This is a genomic window from Streptomyces sp. NPDC005791 (genome assembly GCF_042871485.1).
Classification (GTDB): Bacteria; Actinomycetota; Actinomycetes; order Streptomycetales; family Streptomycetaceae; genus Streptomyces.
In genome coordinates, this window is the sequence record NZ_JBIAIP010000043.1 from 1 (window position 1) to 2,802 (window position 2,802).

1 protein-coding gene is annotated in these 2,802 nt (G+C 65.1%); it reads left to right on the forward strand.

Translation table 11 applies throughout. The features are described from left to right. Positions 1-2,802, forward strand: a 2,802-nt coding sequence (locus tag ACFYSH_RS33915) for an amino acid adenylation domain-containing protein (RefSeq protein ID WP_388757732.1), incomplete at both ends; no start/stop codon positions are given.

Genomic DNA, 2,802 nt, shown 5'->3' on the forward strand with positions numbered 1-2,802 from the left:
AACTTCTTCGAACTCGGCGGGCACTCGATGCTCGCCATGAGGCTGATCGGCCGCATACGGGCCACACTCGGCCTGGAACTCGGCATCCGAGACCTCTTCCAGACACCCACGGTGTCAGCCGTCGCCAACATCCTCAACCAGACGGAACGCGCGGCAAGTAGTCGGCCGCGGGCTGTGCTGTCTGCGGGGGTGCGGCCGGAGCGGGTTCCGTTGTCGTTCGCGCAGCAGCGGCTGTGGTTCCTGGCGCAGTTGGAGGGGCCGAGCCCGACCTACAACATTCCCGTTCCGATGCAGTTGTCCGGGGTGGTGGACGTCGCGGCGCTGGAGGCGGCGGTCGGTGACGTGGTGGACCGCCACGAGGCGCTGCGGACCGTTTTCCCCGCGATTGAGGGTGAACCGTTCCAGCAGATCCTTCCGACCGGGGAAGCACGCCCGCGGCTGACCGTCGTGGAGTGCTCTGACACCGAACGGGAGAAGCTGGTCGCCGAGGCGGCTCAAAGTGTCTTCGATGTGACGTGTGAGGTACCGGTACGGGTGTGGCTGTTCATCTCTCCCGGTCAGGACTCGGTACTGCTGATCCTGGTCCACCACATCGCCAGCGACGGAGTTTCGATGAAACCGTTGCTGCGGGACCTGGCCCAGGCGTACCAGGCACGCTGCGCAGGCCAGGAACCGGACTGGGCTCCACTGCCGGTGCAATACGCCGACTACACCCTGTGGCAGCGCGGACTCCTCGGCGACGAACAGGACCCCCACAGCACCCTCGCCGCCCAGGCACAGTTCTGGAAGGACACCCTCACAGGTCTTCCTGAGCAACTGGATCTTCCCTTCGACCGGTTCCGTCCGGGTATCGCAACGTACGAAGGCGCCACTGTGGAGCTGGAGCTGGAAGCCGGATTGCATGCCCGTATCCAGGAGCTTGCCCAGGTCCGGGGATGCACAGTCTTCATGGTGCTCCAGGCTGCCGTTGCGGTGGTCCTCAGCCGGTCTGGAGCCGGTCACGACGTATCCATGGGCACCCTCGTCGCCGGGCGGTCTGACCTTGCTCTGGATGACTTGGTCGGCTTCTTCGTCAACACGCTCGTACTGCGTACCGACACGTCCGGCGACCCGACCTTCACCGAACTACTGGACAGGGTGCGCAAGGCCGACCTGATGGCCTTCGCCCATCAGGACATCCCCTTCGACCGTGTCGTGGAAGTGGTGAACCCTCAGCGGTCTCTCGCCCGGCACCCGTTGTTCCAGGTCCTGGTTGCTCTCAACGACGGCTTCGGCGCCGACGAAGTCGCCCTGCCAGGGCTGCGGACCGAGATACTCCCCCAGGCCACGGCCACCTCGAAGTTCGACCTGTCAGTGGACTTCGAGACCCGACGGGACGACGCCGGCGGTCCGGGGGGACTTGGGACCTCCTGGGAGTACGCTACCGATCTCTTCGACAGCGCGACTGTCCAGGCCATGGCCGAACGCCTCGTACGGCTGTTGGAAGCTGTGACGGTGGACCCGGACCTCTGCATCGGTGACGTTGAGCTGCTATCCAAGAAGGAACGGCACGAGCAGCTCTCGCAGTGGCAGGGACCAGTGGCCTCTGAGTCCCCCATGGACCTCGCGACACACGTCCGCCAGCTAGCTTCCGAACGACCGGGAAGCACTGCGGTGTCCGATGCCGACGGGATCCTGACCTACCCTGACCTGGCCCGGAATGCGGACGCGATCTCCCGTGCTCTGTCCGACGCCGGCGTGGGGCCGGACTCGATCACTGCAGTGCTGTCCGAGCGCAGTCCCTGGTACATCTCGGTCGTCCTCGGTGTCCTAGGTGTCGGCGGTGGATACATGCCGCTGGACAGTGGCGTCCCCGTGGAGCGGGCTGCGCAGATGCTCCTGGACGCGGGGGTGGGCTACCTGGTGGCCGCTCCCGAGCTGCACGACCGGGCCCTGGCCGTGATAACCGCCACTTCGCATTCCGTACGGCTGTTACTCACGAGTCCCCCGGAACCGGATGTTAAATGGCAGGGCCCGGACATGGCGGAACTCCAGGAGTGCATCGCTTATTCTGTCTTCACGTCTGGCTCGACCGGTCGACCCAAGGGCGTGCTCGTACCGCACCGCGGGCTGGCTAACCACCTCCGTGCCGTGGTGGACCTGTACGACCTGGACCACAACGACATCATGGCTTTCAACGCTCCGTTGACCTTCGATGTCTCGGTGTGGCAGGCGCTGACGATGCTATTGGCCGGCGGCGCGATCCACATCATGGACGATGACACGAACCGGGACCCGCTGGCGACGGTGGAGAGAGTGGCCGCGCACGGAGTCACCGTGCTGCAGATCGTGCCCGCGGTGCTGCGCGCCATCCTGGACACCTGGGACCTAGACGACTCCACCGTAGACCGGTTCGCCGGCCTGCGCTGGATGCTGGTGCACGGTGAGGAGTTGCCGCCTGACCTGATCGCTCGCTGGTACGCGCGTTTCCCCGACATTCCCATGGCAAATGTTTACGGCCCCGCCGAGTGCTCAGACGACGTCTCGATCTCAATGATCGATAGGGATAAGCAAGCCAATACCGTTCGGGCACCGATCGGCGATGTCCTCGTCAACACCCGGGTGTACGTCCTGGATGAGAAGCTGCGGCTGCTGCCCCCGGGTGTCATCGGCGAGCTCTACGTCGCCGGTGCCGGTCTGGCGCGGGGTTACGCCAACCGGTTCGGCGTGACGGCTGAGCGGTTTGTGGCGGATCCGTTTGGTGGTGCGGGTGAGCGGATGTATCGCACGGGTGATCTGGTGCGGTGGAACTCTGGTGGTGAG